Here is a 23,779-nt window from a genome sequence, read left to right on the forward strand (position 1 = left end):
CGTTAACGTGAATTATTGACGCTACGGCGTGTTTTAACATCCCTCACTTCGTTCACGTCCGCCCCGGAATGGAATTCGGGGCTAACAGTGCGAAGTCCGTTGAAACGGACTGAAGAGATTGATCTTGGCTTTTAGTCCCCTTCAGTGGACTTCGTTTGATTAGCCCCGAATTCCATTCCGGGGCGGGTGAGCAACGAAGCAAATCACTTTGTAAAGCACATTCCAGCCTTATTACAACTTCTCCACAAGCTTGATCACGCGCTCTTTCACTTCATCGCGCACCCGTGGAAAAATCTCCGGTTGTTCTGCCGGATCATCGAGTTGCCAATCTTCAAACACTTCGCGCAAAACCCATTCAGTCGGCAAATTCACACCACAGCCACAAAGCGAAATGACCACATCAAAATCTTCAGGTTTGAATTCGCTCAATGCGATCGAGGTCTGATCGGTGATATCAATTCCAACTTCTGACATCACTGCGATCGCAACTGGATTGACTTGACTCGCTTCTAATCCCGAACTTGTCACCTCAATCTTTCCGGCTCCAAACTTCTTCGCAAATCCTTCTGCCATTTGCGATCGCGCCGAATTCTTTTTGCAAACAAACATCACCCGTTTCATACACAATCCTTAAAGTTATTCGACAACTGACGATATACAAGCACCGCAATCTGAGCACCTAAAATCGGTGCTATCCAATAAATCCAGTGATGCTGCCACATTCCGCTGATCAATGCAGGTGCAAACGATCGAGCCGGATTCATACTCGCGCCTGTAATCTTGCCCATACAAGCCGCTTCTAGTCCGACCGTTAAACCGATCGCAATTCCCGCAAATCCGTTTGGACATCTGCGATCGAGTCCCGTTCCAAAAATAACAATCATCAAAATGAACGTCAGAATAGTTTCTAACACGAACGATTGCACCCAATTATTGTTCAACGGCAAAGTTGCGCCCAAATTAGCAACTGATCCAAGACTGAGTAATAACAAAATCGATGCAACTGTCCCACCGATTAACTGCGCTAATACATAGCTAAGAACTCGCTTTTTCGGAAAAACGCCGCTCATCCAAAACGCCAAAGTCACAGCCGGATTGAAATGTGCGCCGCTAATGTGTCCGAATGCGTAGATGAGTGCAGTCACGATCGCGCCAAACACAATGCTAATTCCCAAGTGAGTAATCGCACCATCGCTAATGCGATCGACCATCACTGCACCTGTCCCCGCAAAGACGAGCATGAATGTTCCAATCCCCTCAGCCAAGACCTCGCGAGGTAGAAAAACTCGTTTTCGGAGTGGTAGGCTTGCGCTCATTTCAGGAAAAGTTGATGGAATATAAATCAGAATATTTCAAGAAAAATTGATATGTCAAGTTAATCGCAGCACGATCGAGCAGGCTGAATCTCGCTAAACCGTCGGAATTCAGCAAGGTACTGCTCTAATTTGACAAACTGAGACAGGTTAAGACTGTAATAAATCCAGCGTCCTTCTTGACGACCGCGAATCAGTTCCGCCTCCTTCAACGTTTTGAGATGAAAAGAAAGCTTAGATTGTGTCACTCCAAGTACATCACAAATTTCACACACGCAGAGTTCCTGTTTCCTCAACAAGTCGATTACTTTGAGCCGTAGAGGATCAGACAGCGCGTGAAATCCTAGCTCGATTAAATTTTTCTTAGTTTCATTCATCAACTTTTATTGAACAATTAGCTTATTTTAGAACTGTTTTTCTTGCGATTGGAAGGTTAAGAAAAGGTTAGCGATTGGTTATCAACACTTTTCATCCTTGATGATTTTACCAATCCAATCAGGGAGAAACTCTCGTGTACATTGCTCTCCTTTTTCTCGCAACGCTATTTCTAGCTTTCTCGAATGGAGCGAATGATAATTTCAAAGGCGTTGCCACCTTATTCGGCAGTCAAACAACTCGCTATAAAACCGCGATCGCTTGGGCAACGATTACAACTTTTGCAGGCTCTGTCTGTTCGATATTTCTCGCGTCGGCATTAGTCAAAAGCTTCTCAGGTAAAGGATTAGTTCCAGATGCGATCGCGAATGGTACAGATTTTCATTTAGCGATCGCGCTTGCAACCGGAATCACCGTGATTTTGGCAACGCAATTAGGCTTTCCGATTTCAACCACTCACGCGCTCACGGGTTCGCTCGTTGGTGCAGGACTGGTTGCGATCGGGACTCAGGTCAATTTTACAGCGTTGCAAAAATCATTCATCTTACCGTTGCTGCTAAGTCCAATTTTAGCGATTCCATTAGCGGTAATTGTTTACAGTACAGCGCATTTTCTTCGAGTTCGGCTTGGGATTGAAAAAGAGAATTGCGTTTGTGTTGGAGAACCTGTAATGCAGTTTGCAGCTACAGATATGAGGGTCAGTGCTCCAGAGCTTGCGACAGGAAGCGTTGAAAGCTGTAATCAACGGTATCAGGGTCGAGTTTGGGGCGTTCAGAACCAGCGCTTGATTGATGCGGCTCACTTTCTCAGTGCTGGAGTCGTTAGCTTTGCGAGAGGCTTGAATGATACGCCAAAAATTGTGCCGTTGTTAATTGGAATTCAAGCGATTTCGATGCAAGGGGGCGCAATCGCGATCGCAATCCTCATGGCGATCGGTGGATTGCTCAATGCTCGGAAAGTCGCAGAAACGATGAGTAAACGCATCACTGCGATGAACGCTGGACAAGGCTTTAGCGCAAACTTAATTACCGGAATTCTAGTGATTGCTGCAAGTCGATTTGGTTTGCCTGTTTCGACAACACATGTTTCAGTTGGCTCAATTTTTGGAGTTGGATTAGTCTCTCGACAGGCAAACGGTCGAGTGTTCCTTCAAATTCTATTGTCTTGGGTGTTAACGTTACCGATCGCAGCTTTACTCAGCGCTTTGTTCTACTGGATGCTGCATCGCTAATCTTGCTCGAATACTTTTCCTAACGCGGCGGGCGGTGTACTGCGAATCATCTCAGAAGCCGCACCGTCGATCGGGGAAGGTAACAGTTTTAATACCCGCTCTAACCAATCGCTCGAAGTCAACACTAACAACAAAATCATCAATAGAAACGGAGCGACAGTAAACACTTGAGTCGGAACATCAGGAATTGTACTTTGAGCGACCCCCGCTAGAGATTGCAGAATTCCAAATAGATAGCAGCTAATCGCAACCCTCAATGGATTCCAACCGCCGAAAATGACGATCGCTAATGCAATCCATCCATATCCCGCTGTGTGTAACTGACTCCAGCCTGCTTTAAAGTTCAGCGAAAATGCTGCACCCGCAATTCCCATCATCGCGCCTCCAATCAGCGTATAGAGGTATCGCATCAAGACAACATTCGTTCCTCTCGCAAAGGCGGCATTCGGTTGTTCTCCGATCGCTCTTAACATCAATCCTGCACGAGTCCGGTAGAAATAAATCCAGACAAACGCGATCGCGAAATAACTCAAATACACGAGCCAATCACTTTGAAAAAACAATCGCCCAATCACCGGAATGTCTTGCAGTAGCGGAATTCTAAAGCTCGGAACCGTCGGACCCGGAATTCTCACAAACGCATTTCCGAGAAACGACGACAAACTCGCCCCCAACAATGCCAACACAAACCCGATCGCGACCTGAGACTGTTTCAGCGTCAACGCTCCGAACGCCACGATCAAAGCAATCGCAGCTCCGACTAATCCCGCTCCAGCAAATCCCAACACCAAACTCGGAACGGTTCCAGTCGCTTCGAGCGTTTTCGCGATCGCGAATCCCGTCATCGCTCCCATCAAAATCGTGCCTTCCGCTGAGAGATTGATCACGCCTGCGCGTTCGGTGATCGTTTCTCCCAAAGTGGCGAATACAAGCGGGGTAGAAGTCGCGATCGCCGTTGCAAAAATCGGAATGAATTGAGCCGCGTCCATAGGATTCTAAGAGCGTTTTTGCTCACTCTATCAGATTAATTTTTATTTGGGATAGAAATAATTAAGTGCAGCTTTCTGAGGGGGCACATTAACAATATTCTCTATTGAAAAACGAATATGAAATCGATCGTAGGTGTGCCGCTTATCACAATTTTGCTTTACTGCTCAGCCGTTCAAGCTCAACCGATCGTTCCCGATCGCTCTCTCAATACAACGGTAAACAGTTCTGACGGGCGCAACTTCACCATCACAAACGGAACCGCCGCAAGCTCGAATTTATTCCATAGCTTCCAAGAGTTTTCAGTTCCAACAGGCGGATCAGCAACGTTCGATCTAATCAATACCCCCAATATTAAAACTATCTTTAATCGCGTCACAGGCAGCAATATTTCTAACATCGACGGTTTGATTCAAACGGTGAATCAGTCTCAGTCTGTCAATCTCTTCCTGCTAAATCCGAATGGAATTTTGTTCGGCTCCAATGCTCAGCTTAATGTGAGTGGTTCTTTCATCGGCACAACCGCAAACACGATTCACTTTGAAGACGGTACTCAGTTCAATGCAGATCAATCGCCACTATTAACCATGAGTGCGCCAGTCGGGTTACAGTTCGGACAATCCTCAAGCTCAATTACAGTTCAGGGAACTGGACACCGCTTAACTAGCCAAAATCCAGTCTTTGCGCCTTATCTTCCCACTCAACCGCACGACGGACTTGCTGCACGATCGATAACGCTCATCGGTCATTCTGTCAGCTTAAACAATGCAATTCTCACCGCACCCGAAGGACACATCGAAGTAGGAGGAGTACAGCAAGGCTTCGTTGGACTGACTCCAGGTGGATTGAACTACGATCGCGTTTCTAGCTTCGGGGATGTCACGCTAACAGGTCGATCGCTAATCGATGTCAATGGCATCAATGCAGGCTCAATTCAAGTCGCTGGACGGCACATCAATCTAAGCGATGGTTCTGTGCTCTGGGTGCAAAATCGCGGCTCTCAAACTGCGGGTGATATCCGTGTCACCGCTTCGCAATCCCTCACCCTGAGCGGCACAAATCCGACTTTTACCATCCGCAGCGCGATCGTCAACGAAACCCTTGGCTCTGGGGCAAACGGCAACATTTACATCGCGGCTCCACAACTGACCGTACAATCTGGCAGTGCAATCTTTGCGCGAAACTATGGCGTAACGACCGGCGGCAACCTCAATATCAATGCTGGACAGCTAGAAATTGTGGGCTATTCAGCGATCGCGCCCGATTTGTTCAGCATTATGGGATCGTTTTCTTTCTTCACGGGTAATGCTGGAGCAGTTAGCGTCTCAGCCCAACAGCTTTCAGTGCGGGATGGGGCATATCTGGGAAGTACCACTCTAGGAGTCGGCAGGAGCGGAACTCTAACCATCAACGCTGACACGGTTGAAGTCCGGGGAGTTACTGCCGCATTTGTTCCAAGTTCAATTGCAGTGAGCACGATCGGATTAGGCGGCGATGCTGGTGATTTAGTTCTCAATACTCGACGGCTGACACTGCGCGACAGTGGAACCATCGCTTCTTCAAGTATTGGAGTGGGTTCCGCCGGAAATGCGATCGTGAATGCGACTGAATTGATCGACATCGAAGGTGGCATTACTGGACTGTATCGAAGCGCGATCGCATCTTCAGTTGATGTTGCGCTTCCAAGCCTTCAGCGTCTCTTCGGACTCCCGACAATCCCTCAAGGCAATGCAGGAAGTGTTATCGTCAACACGCCAGTACTGAGAGTAGCCAATAACGGTGCAATTACAGTTTTTAATGCTGGAATCGGCGACGCTGGAACACTAACGATTAATGCAGGAAAGATTCTACTCGAACAAGGTGGAGGATTATCGGCTCTCACCGCGCAAGGTAACGGTGGCAATATTGCAGTTGAAGCTCAGGTGTTAAAGTTGAGACAGGGAAGCGGCATTACAGCAACTGCCTTGGGTCGCGGGGATGGCGGCAATATTCGATTAAATGTTCCTGTGATTGTGGGACTAGAGAACAGCGATATTATTGCAAATGCGATCGACGGTCGTGGCGGTAGCATTAACATCACAACTCAGGCAATTCTGGGATTGAACTATCGCAATCAATTGACTCCAGAAAGTGATATTACTGCAAGTTCACAGTTTGGCGTGGCTGGAACTGTACAAATCAGTACACCAGATATCAATCCCAACTCTGGTTTGATTCAGCTTCCCAACAGTGTGATTAATCCAAATCAGCACCTTGCAAATGGCTGTGCAACAAATGGAGAGAGCCGATTTGTGATCACAGGGCGGGGTGGACTACCTGCGAATCCTCTAGAACAAATTGAGTCGTATTCTGTTTGGGCGGATTTGCGCGATTTGGCGGTTCAGAACAAGACAGCACCTGCGATCGCGGCTCAATCTCCAATCATTGAAGCAACGACTTGGTATCGCGATACAACTGGGAAAATTGTGCTATCAGCGGGTCAACCGTCTCAACCTGCGATCGCACCTTGTGCAGTTTCTGATCAATCTTGAGCGATCGACTGTTGAGAAACGGTAAATTTGTTTTGAAGTCAAACAGAACGATAAGCGAAACGGGAATTCTTCATATAACTTCTTGAAGAAAAACCACCGTGAACTTCAACCCAACCGAGTCTGTCCGCTCAATCACCCCCAGCGCAACTCCTCAAGTTTTCACTGGAACTGTTAGTTTAGTTGACCCATTTGATCTGTATCAATTGCAAACCAGTGCCACAAATTATATTCAACTTTCACTGACTGGATTAAGCAGCAACGCTAACATCGAATTGATTCAGGAGCGCAACAACAATTACAGCATTGATGCCAACGAAATCCTAGCCCGATCAACGAACGGGAACGCAATCTCAGAAATTGTTAATTCCATCCTCCTACCAGGAACCTACTTTATTCGGGTCAGCACCAATGATAGTGCAAGCACTGATTATCGTCTGAGTGCAACTGCGCTCAGCTACGCCACCACAAACATTGTGTGGCAACATTCCCAAACCGGGAGCAATGTGACCTGGGAAATGGCAGGAACAACGCCAGTGTCTGCCTCTTCGTTGCCTCAAGTCGCTGATCCAAACTGGCAAATTGCTGGCAGCGTCGATTTCAACCAAGATCGATCTAGCGATTATCTGTGGCGACACAGTCAGAGCGGCGAAAATCTAATTTGGCTGATGGATGACACAACCTCGACGGTGAAAGGCATACGTTTCTTGCCTCAAGTCCCCGATCGCACTTGGAAGATGACCGGACTTGCCGATTTTGACGCGGATGGCTCTGCGGATGTGCTTTGGCGCAATACTCAGAGCGGCGAAAATGTGCTCTGGCTAATGTCAGATGGGCGAGTTATATCTGGTAAGTTTCTGCCCCAAGTTTCCGATGTCAACTGGCAAATTGCAGGCGCAAAAGATTTCGATCGTAACGGTAGCGCTGATATTGTCTGGCGCAACACCCGTTCTGGCGAAAACTTACTCTGGTTGATGAATCGCGCTGTGGTTGTCACTTCCGCTTTCTTACCACAACTTCCCGATCGCACTTGGGAGATCGCTGGGATTGAAGACTTCGACCTCGATAGTTTTCCGGATCTTCTTTGGCGCAACACGGTGACAGGTGGAAATGTCATCTGGTTGACTGAAGGCACTGTAGTCGAATCTGCGGTGACTCTCGCCTCAGTTCCAGACCCAAACTGGCGAATTGTAGCCACAACTCGTCGGAGTGACCAACCACCCGCGATCGATGGTGTTGGAAATACTCGACCAACCGCCTTTAACATCGGAACGCTGAACACAACCGCAACATTTAGTGAACAACTCAGTTTCGATGATGATCAAGACGTTTATCAGTTTAGGCTCGAAAATCCGTCATCGCTTTCAATCACGCTGACCCGATTGATGAGTGATGCAACAGTACAGCTTTTGGATGTCAATGGAACGGTTGTCGCTTTGTCCACACCGACTCCTCAACCCACGATCAACCAACAGCTAGACGCAGGAACTTATTATCTTCGCGTCTCTCAAACCTCGCAGACTCCAGCTTATTACTACTTAACGCTCATGGCGTTTCCGTACTCGATCTCGCAGTACGATTTCACTTATTACTACAACGGTCAAGATACAACCGCAGACTATTACAGCGGCACAATTACTACCTACACGGGCACATTCATTGTTGAAGAATGGTTTGACCCCAGAACCAGCTTGAATGAGATCGGTGCAAACGGTCGTTATTTGATCACGAGAAGTCGGAGAGAGGCATCGATCGCAGATTTAGATCGCGTCGTGATTCATCACTACTACGATTCAGAGACGGCAATCCTGCTCAAATCGAATGGCATGATCACTGATCGGGGAGGGCTTGGTACTGAAGTAGGATGGCTCGAAGAGCGCATTAATTCGCACATATTCGGCGGAGACTTCCTTGAGGCAGACTTGCGATCGCACCTTTCTGTCCGCGTTCAAGAGTCGCTACGTCAAGGCATCCTGGCTGACATTACCTGGACTGACGCGCTCGATGAAAATATCAGAGTTGAGTTGTTTAAAGGTGACGTGTTTCAAAGCACGATCGCAGATGCAACTCCAAGCGATGGACTCTTGAGTTGGATGCCGACTTCATCTTTCGCGATCGCAAGCGATTATCAGATCCGCATCAGCAGTGTTCTAGACAGCAACATATTTACGTTCAGTAATTCGTTTGCAATCACTAGCCCTGGCTCAATTCATGTGACATCACCAAACCAAGGCGGACTGTTTCACCTGGGAACGATTCGAGAAATTACTTGGAGCGATGACATTCCTGAAGATGTGATGATCGAACTCTACAAAGGCAATCAGTTTCAAATGACGATCGCCGCTTTAACCGAAAGCGATGGTAGGTATTTGTGGAACATTCCAACAAACTTGATCGATGGAACAGACTATCGGATTTGGATTCTGAGTGTGAGTAATCTTTATGTTTGGGATTCGAGCGATTCACCCTTTACGATTCGAGCGTTGGGCGATCCAGGGAATACCTTGTCAAATCTCGACGATTAGTGAGACAGGTTTGCTTCCTTTAATTAGCTAAGTTGCACCTGATTGTAGAGGTCTGCGATCGCTAAAGTCACATTGATCGATCGCAGCTTTATTTCTGTGTCTTGCTCATCAAATTGATCGATCTGCCACTGTTTCGGTTGGGTTTTGTAGAAATGATCGATCGCAATCTGGTTCTGATCAATTAAGAGATATTCCTGAAAGGTTGGAATCGATTGGTAGAGCTTGAATTTGTTTTCTCGATCGAATGTCGAGTCTGATAAAACTTCTATGATGACGAGTGGATTTGTAATTGCGGTTTTGTAGTGCTTGTAGAACTCTGGTTCACTAGAAATCACGATCAAATTTGGATATCGGAATTTTCTAAACTTTGGAATCCAGACTTTGATGTCGATCGCAAAAACTTTGTAAGCTTGTCCTCTCAGTGCCAGATTCAAAAGACAACAGCAATTCCCACAAATAAGATTATGGTTGACAGTTCCACCTGACTTAGGCGTAATAATTCCAGCATCATAATGACTTCTGAATTCCGCATCTGCTTCCAAATCTAAGTATTCTTCAGGTGTGAAAAGCTTTGGAGACATCAAAAATACTCCGAAAGAGAATGCCTGCTCGATCGCTCGAATTTCCTCAAGCCACCTAGCAGGCATCAAATTTTGATTCAGGTCAATCTTAGAACAAGCCGAGGGTCAAACCTTGGCTCACCGGGAAGATTGCACCAATTCCGAGCCACATCGTAATGAAGGTTCCGAACAGGAACACTGCCATTGCAACAGGACGACGGAACGGATTTTGGAACTTGTTCACGTTCTCGATGAACGGAACCGCAATCAAGCCCAGCGGAACTGAACCCATCAACACCACACCTAAGAGCTTGTTCGGCACGAGGCGGAGAATGTTGAATACGGGGTACAGATACCACTCAGGCAGAATTTCCAGCGGGGTTGCGAACGGGTTTGCAGGCTCACCATTCATTGCAGGATCAAGCACTGCCAAACCGACACAAAGCGCGATCGTGCCTAAAATCACGACCGGGAAGATATAAAGCAAGTCGTTGGGCCAAGCGGGTTCACCATAATAATTGTGACCCATGCCTTTCGCCAACTTTGCACGCAATTGAGGATCGCTGAGATCCGGCTTCTTAACGGTTGCCATTTAATGGAGGCTCTCCTTAGTTCTAGGGATCAGCAAAAAAAGGAATCGGATTTTAGTTTTATCTTACTTGAAATCTAAAATCCAGACATCCTTACAAGGGACCAGAAATACCTTGCTTCCGAATCATCAGGAAGTGCGCCAGCATAAAGACGGCGATCAACCAGGGCAAAACGAAAGTGTGTGCGCTGTAGTAGCGGGTCAAGGTCGATTGACCGACGCTTGCACCACCCCGCAGCAAGTCTGCAATCAGCGTTCCTACAACTGGAATCGCTTCAGGCACACCGGATACGATTTTCACCGCCCAGTAGCCCACTTGGTCCCAAGGCAGCGAGTAGCCCGTCACACCGAAAGAAACGGTGATCACTGCGAGGACAACACCCGTTACCCAGGTCAACTCACGCGGCTTTTTGAAGCCACCCGTGAGGTATACGCGGAACACGTGCAGAATCATCATGAGCACCATCATGCTGGCAGACCAGCGGTGGATGGAGCGAATCAGCCAGCCAAAGTTCACATCGTTCATGATGTACTGAACCGAGGAGAATGCTTCGGCAACGGTTGGCTTGTAGTAAAAAGTCATTGCAAATCCAGTCGCGAACTGGATGAGGAAGCAAGTCAGCGTAATGCCACCCAAGCAGTAAAAGATGTTGACGTGGGGAGGCACGTACTTGCTGGTTACGTCTTCGGCAAGCGCTCCGATCTCCAGGCGCTCATCGAACCAGTCATACACATTTGCCATAAAGCAAGCGTTCCTAAAAAATGATTGCTGTTCATAAAAAATGTAACATATCCGACTGGCGGATTTTCGCTTGAGAAGAGCCAATTTATCAGGGTTTTTGCCGATTTTTCGCGGGTTTTCGGCTCCGACTATAAACTAAAGTCTTTGTTAAGAATAATTTTATTTCTCTAAACTTTTGTCAGAATCGAGCTTCTCTGGCAAAGTAAGCATACTGGGATTTGCTGCATCAAATTGCCCGATTTGGCGTTAATATCGATCGCTATGGGAAAACGACTTATTTGGCTTCGCTCATTGACGGTGATTGGGTTATCGATCGCGGCTGCACTGTTACTTATGGCAGCTCCCGCTAAAGCGCTCACCGAAGAGCAGAAATTAATTAATGAGGTTTGGCGGATTATTGATCGGGCGTATGTCGATCCGACGTTTAATCACAGAAATTGGTGGGCGCTTCGTGAGAAGTATTTGAAGCAATCGTTACCGAATCGAGAAGCGACCTACGGCGCGATCGCGCAAATGTTGGCGGTACTCGATGACCCGTTTACCAGATTGTTGAAGCCAGATCAATATAAAAGTTTGCAAACGAGTACATCGGGTGAATTGACCGGAGTGGGGTTGCAGATTGCGCTAGATGTTGAGACGAAGCGGTTGAAGGTGATTTCGCCGATTGTCGGTTCTCCAGCAGCAAAATCTGGCATTCTCGCAGGCGATCTGATTCTCAAAATCGATGAGGTCAGTACTGAAGGACTGAGCCTAGATGAAGCGGCGGATAGAATGCGCGGAGTGGTAGGCAGTCATGTGACGCTGACGGTTGCTCGTGAAGAAGGATTTGAGCGGGATTTTGATCTGGTGCGCGATCGCATTGAAGTGAATCCGGTACTGGCAGAATTGCGCCCTCAATCGGATGGCTCGAAAGTTGGCTATCTGAGATTGAGTCAGTTTAATGCAAACGCGACGATGGAAGTGGCTCATGCGATCGCGAAATTTGAACGCGATGGAGTCGATCAATATATTCTCGATTTGCGAAACAATCCGGGTGGTCTGCTGAATGCTGGAATCGAGATTGCGCGGTTGTGGATTGATGAAGGCGAAATTGTTTATACGGTGAATCGGCAAGGTACGATCGGTAGCTTTGAAGCGACCGGAAAAGCTTTGACGCAAGATCCGCTTGTGGTTCTAGTAAATCAAGGAACTGCGAGTGCAAGCGAAATTCTAGCGGGAGCGCTTCAGGATAATGAACGGGCGACGATTTTAGGCGAAAAGACTTTTGGAAAAGGGTTGATTCAATCGCTGTTTGATTTGTCGGATGGTGCAGGATTAGCGGTGACCGTGGCGAAATATGAAACGCCAAATCACACCGATATTAATCGATTGGGAATTCAGCCCGATCGCATTGTGCCGCTCGATCAACCGATGACGATCGAGCAAATCGGAACTCCATTAGATAAACAGTATCAAGCTGCGATCGAAACCTTGTCGGCGGAATCGCTTGTTGCAGGAGCCAAGTGAATTTTGAGCGTGTCTATCACGATCCGTTACATGGAGCGATCGCGCTCAATTCTGGCGATCCAACTGAAGCACTTTTAATTCAGTTGATTGATACGCCTGCATTTCAGAGATTGCGTCGGATTCGACAATTAGGACCTGCGAGTCTGACATTTCATGGAGCAGAAGGATCGAGGTTTACTCATTCGCTCGGTGTGATGGCGGTAGCGCGTCGGGCATTTGATCGCATTGCCAGAGATTACCCGCAGCTTCTACCGCATCGAACCGTTTTACTGTGTGCGGCATTGCTGCATGACATTGGACATGGCGCGTTTAGTCATACGGCTGAAGAGATTTTCGGGAGCGATCATGAGGTTTGGACGCGGCGGATTTTGCGAGAATCGAAATCGGTGCGGGAATTGCTCGATCGACATTCACCGGATCTGATTGATCAACTCGAAGCCGTTTTTCTCAAGAAATATCGAATTCCGCTGATTTCACAGTTAGTTTCAAGTCAGTTAGATTGCGATCGACTTGATTATCTAATGCGAGATAGCTACTTTACTGGAGCATCGTACGGGCGAATTGATCTCGATCGTATTCTGATGGCGATGCGATACGATCCGGTGACTCAACAGTTAGTAGTGGCACGAAAGGGAATGGCAGCGATCGAGCATTATTTGATTGTGCGTTTCTTTATGTATTCTCAGGTGTATAACCACCGTAAAAATGTAGCGGCAACGTGGGTATTGTTAAAAGCATTTCAGCAAGCGAAATATCAATCGGAAATCGGGCATTTGTACGCGGATCAAAATGTGAAAGCTTGGCTGAAGAATGAGATTGATTTAGAGCAGTATTTGGCAACAGATGATGGAACGTTCGTCTATCATTTGCAGCAGTGGCAGAATCATGAAAATCGAGTTTTAGCAGATTTATCCAGACGCTATCTCGATCGAGATTTGCTTAAAGCGTTAGACATTTCGCATCTCGATAAGAGCGATCGAGATTTACTGCTTGAAAAAGTTCAAATTTGGACAAAGCAACTCGGATTCGATCCAGAGATTTATTGTGGATTGAGAATTGCGGTGAGTCGAGGTTATACGCTGTACGATCGCGGTATTAATATTCAGACCACATTAGGACTACGAGAAATCGGAGAACTTTCGGCAATGGTGCAAACATTAACGCAGACCGTACAGCGGGTTTGGCTCATTTATCCGCGTGAAATCAAGACGAAACTACAGCATTTTTTCTAGAAACTGTTGAGCACGAGAACATTTTGGGTTTTTGAAAAATTCACTGGGGGATGCGTCTTCTGCCAGTTTGCCTTGATCTAGGAAAAGAATGCGATCGGCAACTTCACGAGCAAATCCCATCTCATGAGTCACGATCGCCATTGTGATCCCGGTTTTCGCCAAGGCTTTCATCACTTCAAGCACTTCCTTAACCGTTTCGGGGTCGAGGGCGGAAGTCGGTTCATCGAAGAGGATCACTTCGGGTTCCATTGCGAGGGCGCGAGCGATCGCAACTCGTTGTTTTTGTCCCCCAGACAATCGAGAAGGATAAACCTCACACTTTTCACCGAGTCCGACTTTTGTGAGCAATTCTCTACCCTTTGCTTCAGCATCATGCTGACTCATTCCTTTCAATTTGATCGGTGCATACGTAACATTTTTCAAAGTCGTCATATGCGGAAACAAATTGAAATGCTGAAACACCATACCCAACTTTTCACGCACTTTTGCAATGTTGGTTTTCGGTGTGGTGATATCTACATCATTAAAATAAATGCGTCCACGAGTTGGGCGCTCTAGCAAATTCATACAGCGCAAAAACGTCGATTTTCCAGACCCCGAAGGACCCAGAATCGCAACCACTTGACCCCGATGAATCTCAGTCGAAATATCATCTAAAACCTTCAAACTACCAAACGATTTGCAGAGAAATTCTGTTCTTACAACAACGTCAGTCACTGCGTCTTAACCTCTTTTCAAGAATAGATGCGAGTAAAGTCAATGCCATTACCAAGACGTAATAAAGGAAGCCAGCAAAAATCAGCGGCTCGAAATAAATGAATTTGTTCGCGCCAACAATCTGAGCACTCCGAAGAATCTCCACCACACCTACCGTTGATACCAGCGATGAATCTTTTAACAGCGAAATGGTTTCATTCACCAACGCTGGCAAAATATTTTTCAACGCTTGCGGCAGTACCACATCCCACATCAACAACGGATAAGGAACACCGAGAGACATCGCTGCCTCAGTTTGTCCCTTATCGACTGCTTGAATTCCAGCGCGAATCGTTTCGGACATATACGCGGCGGAATTGAGACTAAACGTGAATACACCTGCTTGTAATGCAGAAATATCATATCCAGTCAATTGTGGTGTTGCAAAATATACTAACGATAATTGCAACAGCAAGGGAGTTCCTCGAAAAATTGAGGTGTACGCTAAAGCGAACCAGACGAGCGGCTTGATTCCAGAGATCTTAAATAAAGAAAGAACCGTTCCTAGCAACAATCCAAAGAATACTGAAGCAAACGTGAATAACAAAGTTTGTGGAACGCCGCTCAGAATAAAAGGTATATCTGGAAAGATACGAGAAAAATCTAGATTCATATCTTTTGCAGATTAGTTAGTAGGAGAAGGCGAAGGAGATGCGCCTGGAGAAGGTGAAGCCGTTGGGGACAAGGTTGGAGAAGGTGAAGCGGCTGGAGAAGCGGGAATCTCTTTGGCGAACCATTGTTTCGCTAACCGATCGAGTTCTCCATTTGCTTTCATTCTGTCCAAAACTTGATTGAATTCCGCCACACGCGGCGATCCTTTCGGAAATGCGATCGCACTTCCCGACGGTCCTTCAGATGGGATCACGTTGTATTCTAAATCGGGATTCGCTTGGGTAAATCCTTTTACGACCGTATCTTCTACGATCGCAGCATCAATCCGTCTTGCTTTGATCTCTTGAATCAGTTCCGGTACTCGGTTCAAATTCTTCACTTGAATCCCTTGAACTTTTTCTGCAATCTTTTTCAAATCGCCTTCCTGAATTGAGCCAAGTTGAACACCGACCCGCTTTCCGGCAAGATTTTCAGCCTTGACTAGATTGCTGCCTTTGAGTGCAACGATTGTATTTTGCGCTTGGAAGTAGATATTAGAAAAATCGACGTTTTTCTTACGCTCATCGGTTGGAGTCATTCCCGCCATGACAAAATCCGCACGATTCGCCTGAAGTGCCGGGATCAAACCGTTAAAGTCAGATTCTTGAACTCGCAGTTGATAGCCTAGTTCTTTAGCAACGTAGTTCGCGATATCAATGTCAAATCCGACAATCTTCCGCCCTCCACCAGAGGTCTCATAGAATCCATACGGCGGATAGTCTGGTGAGGTGAGCATCGTTAGCGTTTTACTATCGCCAGCCGCTTGATTATTACCCGATTGACTGCCACCACAAGCCACAGTAGTAAGTAGCGAGGCGAAACTCAATCCGCCTAACAGTACTTTTCTTCGCTTCATCTCGAAATCCTCATGAACATAAAAATAGATTTAGAATAGCGCACTCAAGTTTGACAACTACCACAATCGGTAATTTAGAAAACAAACGTCGTCCGAATCACACCAATCACAACATCAGGATTACGATTATCGTGATTCGGAGCAGTGAGCCAAATGATTCCGGGTGTGATCGAAATGTTGTCATTGAATTGATAACGGTAGAAGGCTTCGATGTGATAGCCCGTATCACGATCGTCGCGTTGTCCAACGGGAAGCCCGATCGCTTGAGCGATCGCATCATTGCTGGTGCTCGTTAACTTGGGCTGCATTCCAAAAATGATTCCGCCTAAGTTTCCGGTCTTGCCCAAATCTGGAAATGCTAAGTTAATTGCATAGTTGAAAACGCTGGCATCCCCTTTTGTGCCATCTCCTAATGCACGAGCGGCAGTGTATCCAAGCCATCCACCAAGTTCAAATCGAGGCGAAATTCGATAGTTCACCTGGAATCCGTAAGAATTGCCCACGACTGGACCTGCTCCGATCACTTTCGCGGCGTTACTTCCCGCTAACGTATCAACCCCATTCACAACCGAATAGCTATTAACGTAGAGCAAGCCGAATTTAAGCGATCCAGAACCGTAAACGAGTTGTCCCCAAGCACTATAGCCACCGTTGAAAATGCCCGATCGACTATCGGGAAGATTTGGTCCGCCTGTTGTGGAATCTTCGCCGTAGTAGCCAAAATCAAAGCTAATCGCGGGCGACACTCGGAAATTTGCCGCAAGTCCAGCGCGATTCCCGATCGGGAAATAAACCGGGTTAATTTGACCAAAATTCGAGGGTGCGCCAATCACCTGATCGTTAAACGGCGTAACCGGATCGGTCACGATACTAGGGTCGATCGAGTTTGCATCGAGATAAACCGTCAAGCGTTCACCGACCGGAAAGCGATACTGCAAACGATTGAGCGTGATTTCGCCACCTTGAGAAACGCTGGTTGCAAGAAATCGTGATTCATCGGTTCCACCCGCTAAACCCACTGGAAAATTTGTTGCTGTATCGAGTCGTCGCAGGTTGGTAGACTGTAATCGCACTCGAAGCCGATCTTGACCAGAAAAGCTCGTGTCAAAGTCGAATCTCAAGCGATAGCCAAAGTTCGTGTTGTTAACATCCCCTGCATTTTCGCCAAAAGCATCCGCTAGATAAGTGACTAATTCGACCCCAAGCTTTGTCGTGGTTGAGAACTGTTGTTTTTCTAAAGTCGAAGTTCGAGCTTCTAGCGCATCGACACGACCGCGAAGGGTCGCCAGTTCTACAGCGAATTGCTCTTGGAGTTTTTGCAGCGTATTTAGATCTTCTTTCTTGACTAAATCCGCAGTTGAAGCAGCGATCAGTTCATTGACTCGATCGAGACAAGCATTCAAGCCCGCTGCAAACTCAAATCGGGTTAAAGCCCGATTCCCCCGATATGTTCGGTCTGGATACCCTGCAATACATCCATAGCGTTCTACTAGGGATTGCAAAGCCTGAAATGCCCAATCGGTGGGGCGAACATCGGTTAATTGGGAAACGGATGTCACTTGTTCGAGAGTGGGATCAGATGGCTCGATCGCAGAAAGATCTAAAGGTTCGACTGCAAATGCACTGGAACTCAAAGCAGTTGCACTCAGTACGATCGATGCGATCGCCGAATTTCCTAACTTATTTAACATGGAAGCTATCTCACACCATAAATAGAAGCAATTCAATGAATCATTCGATCGAGCGATTATGCTCAACAAAAACAGCCCGTAGCCCTTGGTCTCGTTCAGATATCATCGACGAACAGCTTCGAGGTTTTTGTTAAGCAAGATACTTGCAAGTTCTATTCAGAGGTTTCATCTATCTGCGGCGATAAATTAGATTGAATGTATTTAGCGAAAGCCTGCGAGGAGCAAGAACCCGCTCAGCTTCTAAAATAGATGCACAGTCCGCTATGAGGAATGGTGTCATGGTGTTGCAGCAACCTAAACGGCAATCGGTTCCGCCTTTGGCAAGTGGCGATCGTTTAACTCGCGCTGAATTCGAGCGACGATATGAAGCGACCCCAGAGAAGTTTAAAGCCGAATTGATCGAAGGAGTAGTTTACGTGGCATCCCCTGTTCGCGCCTTTCATGGCGAGCCGCATTTCAATCTCATTACTTGTTTAGGGATTTACTCTATTGCCACACCTGGCACACAAGGCTCTGACAATGCCACAACTCGACTGGATCTTGATAATGAACCGCAACCCGATGCGATGCTGCGAGTTGTTCGGGGTGGAACATCACGAGTCAGTCAGGATGGGTACATCGAAGGTGCGCCGGAGCTGGTCGCGGAAATTGCGACCAGTAGTGCAGCGATCGATCTCGGTGCAAAAATGAACGCTTATCGTCGAAATCGCGTCCAGGAATACTTAGTTTGGCAAACCTTTGAGAATGAATTCAGTTGGTTCAGATTAGAAAACGAACGATATGTTTTAGTTGAACCAGACGAAAGCGGAATAATCAAAAGCCAAGTATTTCCGGGACTTTGGCTCGATGTCACGGCACTGCTAAATAATCAAATGATTACAGTCATGAACATATTACAACTCGGACTGCAATCTTCAGAGCATCAAGCATTTGTGCAGGAATTAGCGAATCGTTAGAGCGTATTTCACGCTTCACGCTTCGTTCACTTCCGCCCCGAATTCCATTCCGGGACGGACAAACAACGGAGTAAAAAAGCCTTGAACACCTTCTTAACGAGTTTTCCAGAAGAAGTCAGCAATTCCGGTTTCTTTCAAGTACTCTGCTGGTGGATTAAGCAGAATTTTTGATTGCTTAATTCCAGGAATTCGTCGATCGACGCGGCTCGGAATTCCATCACCATAAATAATGTGTCCTTGACCTGCAAGCACGACGATTTGACGATCGGGATTCTTCTTCAAAAACTGCACGATCGCATCTGCCATCGTTTCATCCCATAACACTTGAGCCTGAAAGAATTGATCAAATCCACGATTGTTGCCTTTACCAGAATGAAAGCCATCAAAAATCTGACGTAAGCGATCGCGATATCGTTCCGGCTCTAGGCGAATTTCATCAATAGGCGGAATGTACCGTTTTTCTTCTGCGGTCAAACTCTCTAATCCTTGTCGCGCGACTTTCCGAGTCACTTCCGCTGAAGTGTTCAGCGCAACCACAGGTAATTGATTTGTTTTAGCAAAATTGATGATCGGATAGTAAAACTCCCAGGAATAGCCCCAGCGTTTGTCGAATTCGGTGAACTCTCGCAGCATGGTTTCAGTTGAAGCTCCTGCGAGATAGCTATCTAAACCGGATTGAAACGGACGCTGAAACATTTCCATCCCGATCGCTAATTTGGGATTTTGTTGATAGAGCGATCGAATAATTTCCAACTGAGCACGATGATCCGCTTCACTGTCATGGGTTTCACCTAAATAGATCACTCGCGATTGTTTCAACTGCTTCAGAATAGTCTGAGTATCTAGGTTCTGTTGTGTCGGTGTTGTAATTGTCGGAGTTTGAGCGTAACTCGGTGCAGACCAGAACACAAACAAGCTCAGTGATAAAGCACAAAGTTTTGCAATCGATCTTCCGGTCATGCGCCTTCTCCAACAATCATTTCTACTTGCTCTGGATCAGTCGGTAAAGCAATGCTCAATACTTCCGAACCTTCTGAGGTGACTAACACATCATCTTCGATCCGAATCCCTCGAACATCGGAAAACTCAGCTAACCGTTCCCAGTTCACGACTTCATGATATTTCTCACGACGCTCCGGATCATTGAGCAGTGCTGGAACTTGATAAAATCCCGGCTCGATCGTCACAATCATTCCAGCTTGCAACGGTCGATCGAGTCTCAAATATCCCAATCCAAACCGAGAACTGCGCGATCGACCTTTCTCATATCCAGCTAAATCGCCTAAGTCTTCCATGTCATGCACATCTAACCCTAATAGATGTCCAATTCCATGTGGAAAGAACAACGCATGAGCATCTCGATCGACTAAATCGGCTGCATTGCCCCGCAGAATCCCTAAATCGATCAAGCCTTCCGCGAGAGTTTCACAGGCGAGTAAATGAATGTCACGATATTCGACACCCGGACGAATTTTATCAATTGCTCGATCGTGCGCTTCTAACACAATGTCATACAGTGCCCGTTGCGTTGGCGAAAATTTTCCAGAAGCCGACCAAGTTCGAGTAATATCTGATGCCCATCCTGATTCGGTTTCCGCTCCCACGTCTGCGAGAATCAAATCGGTTGGCTCGATCGCATGATGATAATGGTCATTGTGCAAAACTTCTCCATTCACCGTCACAATGCTGTTATAAGCACAGGTCATATTGTGCGAGAGAATTACACTTTCCATTGCGGCTCGAATCTGTGATTCTCTTTGAGCCTTCAAAGTCGCTTGCATTCCGGCTCGATGCGCTTCGACTGTGACCGCGATCGCTCTCCGAATTTCAGCGATCGCACTTTCATCATGAATCAATCGCAATTTGACGATCGCTTCTATAACGGTTGGATGATCCTCAACCGAAAATCGCTCAATTTCAGAGAGCGGGTAAGCTTCATCGGCTCCAATCTCTGCGGCAAGTTGATCGCGACTCGGAGATTCTCCATGCCAAAGAGCGCTCGAAGGCTTCGGATCATCGAGGAATAAAATTAAGCGATCGCCTTCAATCCGCACCGCTGCATTCGGCAAAGATAAACCTGCAAAGTAGAGAAAATGACTACTTGCCCGAAACGGATAGGTATTTGCTGGAAAATTACGAGGCTTGAATTCTCCGGACTTTAGCAACACCGGAAAATCAATTAATTCGGAAAGTCGCTCTCTACGAGATTTGAGAGTGTCAGCCAATCGACTCATGAAGGTTTCTCTGCTAGGACTCCATTTAAAAAGATATCGGCAATTCCCTCTGCCATCTCTTTCATTTCATTCGGAGAACTACCAGGAGCCATGATCGTATCTTGACTAAATCCCGCGATCGTAAACATCCCCAAAAACACTCGTGCCACCATTCTCGGATTCATCGGGCGATAAATCCCTTGATCCATCGCCGTTTGAAAGAATGCTTCCGCGACATCGGTCATTTTATCGACCACTTCGGACTGAATACGATCGCGCAAATCCGGATGAAACTGCGCCTCCATAAAACAGACTTTGAATAAATCCGCATTCTGGTGTAAGTTCAGCATCCGTTTTCGCATCACTTGAGCGATCGCTTTATAGCTTCCCATTTCGCTCAGTTCCGTTAGCAAATCGGTCAGAATCTCAATCCAGCCCTGAGTCGCCACTTCGATCAAGATTGCCTTTTTATTCGTGAAATGCCGGAATAATGTGCCTTCTGCGACTCCTGCTTTTTCTGCCAGATCCCTCGTCGTTGTGCCATCGTAACCTTGTTTCGCAAACAGTTTCAGCGCCGCTTTTAGAATCCGAGTGCGGGTTTCAGTTTCAGCTTGTTGGGGCATCCGATTAGTAAGTGGCATCGCAGTAAGGGACAGACGGGATCACGAAAGTCGCCTGTTATTTTTATTGTGCAAGTAATCTTCTTACCTCGCCTAAAGTGTCATAGAGTTTACAGATTTCAATCGAAGAAATTGCGATCGCGCAATCGATCGTTAAATAATGCAACATTTTCACTGCCAAAAATTACTTTATGAATGATTAGCTATCGTCATAAGCTTGTAAAAATTCTTCGCGTGAGATTCCAGCTTGAGTACAAATCGATCGAAGTGTTGAGGCTTTAATCTGTCGATGGTTTGGTAAGGTTAGCGGTGTTTCTGTACCGTCTTCGTTCTGTCGCACCATTGAAATATGCTCTTTCTCTCTCACAATTTGAAAGCCAAGAGATTCCAAGGCGCGAATAACTTTTGCTTTGGCGGCATCTTTCGGAAACTTAGGCATTTAGAGAGCAGCCTCAGCAACAAACGCCTCCAGTATTGGAGACTCAGGCTCAAGGACTTTCTCACCAAACGTCTCAATATGAAAACGAATCGCAGATTTAACATCCGCTAAAGCTTCTTCGTAAGTGTCACCTTGCCCAACGACAACCCCATCCACACCTAATGGATAAGCGACATATCCATCAGCATATTTTTCAACAATAATTTTGACTGTTTTCATGATTAAAATTCCACATTCTGGGGTGTGCGCGGGAATGGAATCACATCGCGAATATTTGCCATTCCCGTCATGAATTGAACCAATCGTTCAAATCCCAAGCCAAAGCCAGCATGAGGAACAGTTCCAAAGCGTCTTAGATCCAAATACCACCAATAGGTAGCGGGATCTAATCCTTGCTCAATAATCCGCCGTTCCAAAACGTCCAATCGTTCTTCCCGCTGCGATCCACCGATGATTTCGCCAATCTTGGGCGCGAGAATGTCCATCGCTCGAACGGTTTTTTCGTCATCGCTCAACCGCATGTAAAACGCTTTGATTTGAGTTGGATAATCGGTGACGATCGTTGGTTTCTTAAACAAGTCCTCAGCTAAATATCGCTCGTGTTCCGACTGCAAATCTAAGCCCCATTCCACCGGATACTCGAATTTTTTGTCGGCTCTTTCGAGAAGCTCGATCGCTTTTGTATAAGTAATCCGCTCGAACTGATTGTTGATAATATTTTCTGCCGTTGCCAACACCGAATCATCAATTCGAGCATTGAAAAACTCCATGTCTTCCGGGCAATGTTCCATCACATAGCTGAAGATGTATTTCAAAAACGCTTCAGCCAAATCCATATCACCATCGAGATCACAGAATGCCATTTCTGGCTCAACCATCCAGAACTCTGCCAAGTGCCGCGATGTGTTGGAGTTTTCCGCCCGAAAGGTTGGACCAAATGTATAGACATTGCTAAACGCCATCGCCATAATCTCGGCTTCAAGCTGTCCACTCACTGTTAAATAAGCAGGCTTACCAAAAAAGTCTTGGGTGTAATCAATTTCTTTCTGTTCATTGAGCGGTACTTGTTTCAGATTCAAACTCGTGACCGCAAACATTTCACCTGCACCTTCACAGTCGCTTGCAGTAATCACAGGAGTATGAACCCACAAGAAACCGCGCTCCTGGAAAAATTGATGGATTGCAGTGGCGCAAGCGTTTCGGACTCGGAAGACTGCACCTAAAGTGTTGGTACGCGATCGTAGATGTCCAATTTCTCGCAGAAACTCAAACGAATGCCGCTTCTTCTGCAACGGGTAAGTCTCTGGATCAGCTTCCCCGTAGACCTTCAGCGTACTTGCTTTTAATTCAATCCGCTGACCTTTCCCCAAAGACGGCACAAGTACCCCAGACACTTCTACCGAAGCTCCAGTGCTAATTCGTTTCAGATTCTCCTCATAGTCCGGCACATCTTGATTAATCACGACTTGCAGCCCAGCCATCGAAGAACCATCATTCACTTCGATAAATGAAAATCCTTTTTGTTCTCGCTTGGTCCGAACCCAACCTTGGATCGTCACAGTTTCGTCCGGTTGACCAGCGCGAAGAAGTTCTGCAATACGTCGAGTCATAAAATCTTAGGGGCTAGACAAACTATTCGAGGGAGTTGTGGAACTGTCTGGCGTTGGAGTCTTCAGGGTAATGAAGGCAAGCGACCAACCGATCGCAATTCCCAATCCCCCAAATCGTACCGCCTGCCAAAAAACTTCTTTCAAGCCCGACCATGAAAACAGCCGACTTTCAAGATTCAATTCCAGTTCTTCTAATTGTTGCTCAATTTCTCGCAATTCGGCTTTGAGCGTGAGAGATTTCCTTTGAGATTGAAGATTCGCTTTTCGCTCTTGTAATGTTTCAAGCTGCTGCTCGTCGCGCTGAACTTGAGCATATCGATCCTTCAAATCGAAAAGCGATCGCTCAACTTTCTCTAAAGCCTGCTCAAACGGAATATCGTCGGAAGAAGCCGCCATGCG

At 46.6% G+C, this 23,779-nt stretch carries 24 protein-coding genes; 6 read left to right on the top strand and 18 right to left on the bottom strand.

Translation table 11 applies throughout. The annotated features are described in order from the left end of the window. Positions 1-231: 231 nt before the first annotated feature. Genes arsC through NIES2104_RS27175 form a run of 3 tightly spaced genes read right to left on the bottom strand, consistent with a single transcriptional unit; the run spans position 232 to position 1,690 of the window. Positions 232-609, bottom strand: a complete 378-nt coding sequence (gene arsC, locus NIES2104_RS27165; RefSeq protein WP_263971045.1) for an arsenate reductase, glutathione/glutaredoxin type — start codon at positions 607-609, stop codon at positions 232-234. 8 nt (positions 610-617) lie between these two features. Next, positions 618-1,316 (bottom strand): MIP/aquaporin family protein, encoded by a 699-nt coding sequence (locus tag NIES2104_RS27170; protein ID WP_059001462.1) that lies wholly within the window; start codon positions 1,314-1,316, stop codon positions 618-620. A 59-nt stretch (positions 1,317-1,375) separates the two neighbouring features. Further along, complete coding sequence (locus NIES2104_RS27175) at positions 1,376-1,690, bottom strand: helix-turn-helix transcriptional regulator (RefSeq protein WP_059001463.1); 315 nt, start codon at positions 1,688-1,690, stop codon at positions 1,376-1,378. Between the two features lie 134 nt (positions 1,691-1,824). Here NIES2104_RS27175 and NIES2104_RS27180 point away from each other — a divergent pair, with 134 nt between their 5' ends. Further along, the gene (locus NIES2104_RS27180; RefSeq protein WP_059001464.1) at positions 1,825-2,919 is read left to right on the top strand and encodes an inorganic phosphate transporter; all 1,095 of its coding nucleotides are present in this window, start codon (positions 1,825-1,827) and stop codon (positions 2,917-2,919) included. On the opposite strand, the gene NIES2104_RS27185 is transcribed toward NIES2104_RS27180, so the two are convergent. Then, positions 2,916-3,908 (bottom strand): ABC transporter permease, encoded by a 993-nt coding sequence (locus NIES2104_RS27185; protein ID WP_059001465.1) that lies wholly within the window; start codon positions 3,906-3,908, stop codon positions 2,916-2,918. The two genes, NIES2104_RS27180 and NIES2104_RS27185, sit on opposite strands and share 4 nt — an antisense overlap. Before the next feature lie 117 nt (positions 3,909-4,025). On the opposite strand from NIES2104_RS27185, the gene NIES2104_RS27190 reads away from it, so the two are divergent. Both NIES2104_RS27190 and NIES2104_RS27195 read left to right on the top strand, forming a co-directional pair. Continuing rightward, positions 4,026-6,437 (top strand): filamentous hemagglutinin N-terminal domain-containing protein, encoded by a 2,412-nt coding sequence (locus tag NIES2104_RS27190; RefSeq protein WP_059001466.1) that lies wholly within the window; start codon positions 4,026-4,028, stop codon positions 6,435-6,437. Between the two features lie 98 nt (positions 6,438-6,535). Then, entirely contained in the window at positions 6,536-8,959 is a 2,424-nt protein-coding gene (locus tag NIES2104_RS27195; protein WP_059001467.1) for a pre-peptidase C-terminal domain-containing protein, read from the top strand. A 23-nt stretch (positions 8,960-8,982) separates the two neighbouring features. Here NIES2104_RS27195 and NIES2104_RS27200 read toward each other — a convergent pair whose 3' ends face one another. The 3 genes from NIES2104_RS27200 to petB all read right to left on the bottom strand — a co-directional run bounded on the left by NIES2104_RS27200 (position 8,983) and on the right by petB (position 10,850). Continuing rightward, the gene (locus NIES2104_RS27200; protein ID WP_225895296.1) at positions 8,983-9,606 is read right to left on the bottom strand and encodes a Uma2 family endonuclease; all 624 of its coding nucleotides are present in this window, start codon (positions 9,604-9,606) and stop codon (positions 8,983-8,985) included. A 22-nt stretch (positions 9,607-9,628) separates the two neighbouring features. Continuing rightward, a complete protein-coding gene (gene petD, locus NIES2104_RS27205; protein ID WP_059001468.1) occupies positions 9,629-10,111 on the bottom strand; it encodes a cytochrome b6-f complex subunit IV in 483 nt (160 codons plus the stop codon). A gap of 91 nt (positions 10,112-10,202) precedes the next feature. Beyond that, a complete protein-coding gene (gene petB / locus NIES2104_RS27210; protein WP_059001469.1) occupies positions 10,203-10,850 on the bottom strand; it encodes a cytochrome b6 in 648 nt (215 codons plus the stop codon). Positions 10,851-11,111: 261 nt separating this feature from the next. Here petB and ctpA point away from each other — a divergent pair, with 261 nt between their 5' ends. Together ctpA and NIES2104_RS27220 are read left to right on the top strand one after the other, a co-directional pair. Next, complete coding sequence (gene ctpA, locus NIES2104_RS27215) at positions 11,112-12,356, top strand: carboxyl-terminal processing protease CtpA (protein WP_059001470.1); 1,245 nt, start codon at positions 11,112-11,114, stop codon at positions 12,354-12,356. Next, positions 12,353-13,588: an HD domain-containing protein gene (locus NIES2104_RS27220; protein ID WP_059001471.1), complete on the top strand. Its 1,236-nt coding sequence runs from the start codon at positions 12,353-12,355 to the stop codon at positions 13,586-13,588. The genes ctpA and NIES2104_RS27220 overlap by 4 nt, the downstream gene beginning before the upstream one ends. Here the strand turns inward: NIES2104_RS27220 and NIES2104_RS27225 are convergent. The 4 genes from NIES2104_RS27225 to NIES2104_RS27240 form a co-directional block, all read right to left on the bottom strand. After that, complete coding sequence (locus NIES2104_RS27225; protein ID WP_059001472.1) at positions 13,571-14,305, bottom strand: amino acid ABC transporter ATP-binding protein; 735 nt, start codon at positions 14,303-14,305, stop codon at positions 13,571-13,573. The genes NIES2104_RS27220 and NIES2104_RS27225 overlap by 18 nt on opposite strands. Continuing rightward, positions 14,298-14,957, bottom strand: a complete 660-nt coding sequence (locus tag NIES2104_RS33115; RefSeq protein ID WP_059001473.1) for an amino acid ABC transporter permease — start codon at positions 14,955-14,957, stop codon at positions 14,298-14,300. The genes NIES2104_RS27225 and NIES2104_RS33115 overlap by 8 nt, the downstream gene beginning before the upstream one ends. Before the next feature lie 12 nt (positions 14,958-14,969). Then, a complete protein-coding gene (locus NIES2104_RS33120) occupies positions 14,970-15,851 on the bottom strand; it encodes a transporter substrate-binding domain-containing protein (RefSeq protein ID WP_082690093.1) in 882 nt (293 codons plus the stop codon). 74 nt (positions 15,852-15,925) lie between these two features. After that, positions 15,926-17,542, bottom strand: a complete 1,617-nt coding sequence (locus NIES2104_RS27240; protein WP_059001474.1) for an iron uptake porin — start codon at positions 17,540-17,542, stop codon at positions 15,926-15,928. A 278-nt stretch (positions 17,543-17,820) separates the two neighbouring features. On the opposite strand from NIES2104_RS27240, the gene NIES2104_RS27245 reads away from it, so the two are divergent. After that, on the top strand, positions 17,821-18,498 hold the full coding sequence (locus NIES2104_RS27245; protein WP_059001475.1) for a Uma2 family endonuclease: 678 nt from the start codon (positions 17,821-17,823) through the stop codon (positions 18,496-18,498). Positions 18,499-18,591: 93 nt separating this feature from the next. On the opposite strand, the gene NIES2104_RS27250 is transcribed toward NIES2104_RS27245, so the two are convergent. From NIES2104_RS27250 to NIES2104_RS27280, 7 genes are all read right to left on the bottom strand, one after another. Then, entirely contained in the window at positions 18,592-19,458 is an 867-nt protein-coding gene (locus NIES2104_RS27250) for a ChaN family lipoprotein (protein WP_059001476.1), read from the bottom strand. Beyond that, complete coding sequence (locus tag NIES2104_RS27255) at positions 19,455-20,732, bottom strand: aminopeptidase P family protein (RefSeq protein ID WP_059001477.1); 1,278 nt, start codon at positions 20,730-20,732, stop codon at positions 19,455-19,457. Before NIES2104_RS27255 ends, NIES2104_RS27250 begins: the two co-directional genes overlap by 4 nt. Next, positions 20,729-21,352: a TetR/AcrR family transcriptional regulator gene (locus tag NIES2104_RS27260; protein WP_059001478.1), complete on the bottom strand. Its 624-nt coding sequence runs from the start codon at positions 21,350-21,352 to the stop codon at positions 20,729-20,731. The genes NIES2104_RS27255 and NIES2104_RS27260 overlap by 4 nt, the downstream gene beginning before the upstream one ends. 178 nt (positions 21,353-21,530) lie before the next feature. Beyond that, on the bottom strand, positions 21,531-21,770 hold the full coding sequence (locus NIES2104_RS27265; RefSeq protein ID WP_059001479.1) for a type II toxin-antitoxin system HicA family toxin: 240 nt from the start codon (positions 21,768-21,770) through the stop codon (positions 21,531-21,533). After that, positions 21,771-21,989: a DUF5678 domain-containing protein gene (locus NIES2104_RS27270; protein WP_059001480.1), complete on the bottom strand. Its 219-nt coding sequence runs from the start codon at positions 21,987-21,989 to the stop codon at positions 21,771-21,773. Between the two features lie 2 nt (positions 21,990-21,991). Beyond that, positions 21,992-23,380 (bottom strand): asparagine--tRNA ligase, encoded by a 1,389-nt coding sequence (gene asnS / locus NIES2104_RS27275; RefSeq protein ID WP_059001481.1) that lies wholly within the window; start codon positions 23,378-23,380, stop codon positions 21,992-21,994. A gap of 6 nt (positions 23,381-23,386) precedes the next feature. Beyond that, positions 23,387-23,776 (bottom strand): hypothetical protein, encoded by a 390-nt coding sequence (locus NIES2104_RS27280; RefSeq protein WP_059001482.1) that lies wholly within the window; start codon positions 23,774-23,776, stop codon positions 23,387-23,389. Positions 23,777-23,779 lie beyond the last annotated feature (3 nt).

This window comes from Leptolyngbya sp. NIES-2104 (assembly GCF_001485215.1).
Taxonomy (GTDB): Bacteria; Cyanobacteriota; Cyanobacteriia; order Leptolyngbyales; family Leptolyngbyaceae; genus Leptolyngbya.